The 2,634-nt window shown below is 63.8% G+C and carries 3 protein-coding genes; 2 read left to right on the top strand and 1 reads right to left on the bottom strand.

Annotated elements, in window-relative coordinates:
- The coding region (locus tag H537_RS45560; protein WP_043460200.1) for a 2-isopropylmalate synthase at nt 1–947 on the bottom strand (947 nt) is incomplete at its 3' end.
- A gap of 577 nt (nt 948–1,524) precedes the next feature.
- Here H537_RS45560 and panD point away from each other — a divergent pair.
- Nucleotides 1,525–1,887: an aspartate 1-decarboxylase gene (gene panD / locus H537_RS0125875; protein ID WP_029000169.1), complete on the top strand. Its 363-nt coding sequence runs from the start codon at nt 1,525–1,527 to the stop codon at nt 1,885–1,887.
- A 410-nt stretch (nt 1,888–2,297) separates the two neighbouring features.
- Nucleotides 2,298–2,634: thiolase family protein (locus H537_RS45555; RefSeq protein ID WP_043460132.1), on the top strand; the 337-nt coding region annotated here is incomplete at its 3' end.

The following is a 2,634-nucleotide window of genomic DNA, read 5'->3' as shown; positions in this document are numbered from 1 at the left end:
TGGTTGCAGTGCTCGACGGTGCGGCGGATGTCGTCGATGTCCGAGAAGTCCAGGTTCGGCGACACGCCTTGCGTGTAGAGGTTGAGCGCGACGTTGACGAGGTCGAGGTTGCCGGTGCGCTCGCCGTTGCCGAAGAGGCAGCCTTCGAGCCGGTCGGCGCCGGCCATCAGCGCCAGCTCCGCTGCGGCGGTGCCGGTGCCGCGGTCGTTGTGCGGGTGCACCGACAGCACGATCGCGTCGCGCCGCTCCAGGTGGCGGTGCATCCACTCGACCATGTCGGCGAAGACGTTGGGCGTGGAGTGCTCGACGGTGGACGGCAGGTTGATGATGCACTTGTGCTCGGCCGTGGGCGCCCACTCGGCGGTGACGGCGTCCACCACGCGCTTGCTGAACGCCAACTCGGTACTGGAAAACATCTCGGGCGAGTACTGAAAGGTCCAGTCCGTGCTGGACCGCTGCTCGGCAAGCTCGCGGATCAGCCGCGCGTGGCTCGCGGCCAGCTCCACGATGCCGTCGCCGTCCAGCCCCAGCACCACGCGGCGCATGACTGGTGCGGTGGCGTTGTAGACGTGCACGATGGCGCGCGGCACGCCTTCCAGCGCCTCGAACGTGCGGCGGATCAGATGCTCGCGCGCCTGTGTAAGAACCTGGATCGTGACGTCCGCGGGAATCAGCCCCTGCTCGACGAGCTGGCGCACGAAGTCGAAGTCCGCCTGCGAGGCGGAGGGAAAGCCGACCTCGATCTCATTGAAGCCGATGCGCACGAGCGTGTCGAACAGGCGCCGCTTGCGCGCCGGGTCCATGGGTTCGATCAGCGCCTGGTTGCCGTCGCGCAGGTCCACGCTGCACCAGACGGGCGGGCGTGTGATCACGCGGTCGGGCCAGGTGCGGTCCGAGAGGCCAACGGGGGCGAACGGGCGGTACTTGGAAGCAGGTTGAGTCAACATGGTGGTCGTGAACCTCGTGCAGGGATCCTCACCCGCAGCCGCTCTCCAATGCAAACGGCCCGCTGCGGGTGCAAACGGGCCGTCCAGGGTGTGCGTGTGCGCTCTACAGTCTCGGCCCGTCGGCAAGAAGAAGTCCTAGGCAAGGCGGTCGATTGAGCATGGGTAACAGTCTAGCGACGCCGCATTGCCAAGCAATTTGAATTTGACGAACCGCCGCTGTCGAAATTTCGAAGACGCTCCGGGCTCGATCGGAGCATTCTCCCGGCCCCTGCCACCAGCCACGAGTGCTACCGGTGCTTCACTTCAGGCGAATCGGTCCTTCAAGAATCGCGACTTGGTGGGCGAAGGGGCTTGACCTACGCTGGCGATGCTCTGTCGCGCGTGCTTGACCCTGTTCATTCTGGAGCACAGTGCCGGCGCCGGGGCACAGATCGCGTTAATTCTGCGTGTAGGTGCACGCATGGGCATCGCTTCGTCGCCGTTGGTCTGGGTCTTGTAGCCAAGCACTGCTTGCTGCTTTTCCGGGCGCCGCAACGAAGGCAACACCGAGACAGCTGACACTTAACCAGGAATACCCATGAGCCGTTTGATGCTGCGTGCGAAACTGCACCGCGCCATAGTTACTGAAGCAGACCTGCACTACGAAGGCAGTTGTGGAATTGATGCCGCTCTGATGGAGGCAGCTGATATGCGAGAGTTCGAAAAGATCGAGCTCTACAACGTCAACAACGGCGAGCGTTTTTCCACCTACATCATCCCTGCGCCGCCCGGCTCAGGGGTCATCTCGCTCAACGGCGCTGCGGCACGCAAGGCCCATGTGGGTGACCTGCTCATCATTTGCACCTATGCGCCCATGAGCGAGGAGGAGGCGCGCAACCACAGGCCGCGCGTGGTGTTGCTGGGCGATGGCAACCGCGTTGCCCAGATCAAACCGGTCTGAAGCGCGCAGCGCGTTCATATCCGTGTCGACAGCGCCAGGGAGACGTCGCACATGACAGCAGCCAAGGCGGGTGACCAACGACTATCTGCCAAGGCTGCGGGTATGTCATGAGTCTCATCGACTGGCGTTGCCTCGTGCTTTCCGCTGCCAGCGGAGTGCTGCTTGGAGTCGCAGTGGGCAGCGCGTCCCATTGGGCCGAAGGCAGTGCCCTGTTCGTGGGCTGGATGGTGCTTCACGGTTGACTTGGGGTTTCACTGCATCGCCTTTGATGCCGCCCGTGTGTTCCCAATCAAGACGCCAAGCTGGGAATGGGAGCGGTGCCTGCGACCTACGTGTGATCGACAGGGTGGTTCAGGCAGTACATAGACTTGGCCTGAATTGATGGGCCAAACTGATTTGGCAAAGGAAACATGATCGTGACCCATGAAGTGTTCGTTCTCTCGGCCATGCGCACGGCCATCGGCACCTTTGGCGGCTCGCTCAAGGAAGTGCCATTGGCGGATCTGGCCACCACCGCCGTCAAGGCCGCGCTGGAGAAGAGCGGCGTGGAGGCGGCACGCATCGGCCACCTCGCCATGGGCAACGTCATCCCGACCGAAGCCCGTGACGCCTACCTCAGCCGCGTCGCGGCCATCAGCGCGGGCTGTCCCAACGAGACGCCGGCCTTCAACGTCAACCGCCTGTGCGGCTCGGGCCTGCAGGCCATCGTCAACGCCTCGCAGTCGATCCTGCTGGGCGACTGCGACT

This window comes from Azohydromonas australica DSM 1124, from assembly GCF_000430725.1.
GTDB classification, from domain to species: domain Bacteria; phylum Pseudomonadota; class Gammaproteobacteria; order Burkholderiales; family Burkholderiaceae_C; genus Azohydromonas; species Azohydromonas australica.
The sequence above is the reverse complement of the archived record's forward strand: the minus strand, read 5'-3'. Positions and strand labels throughout refer to the sequence as shown.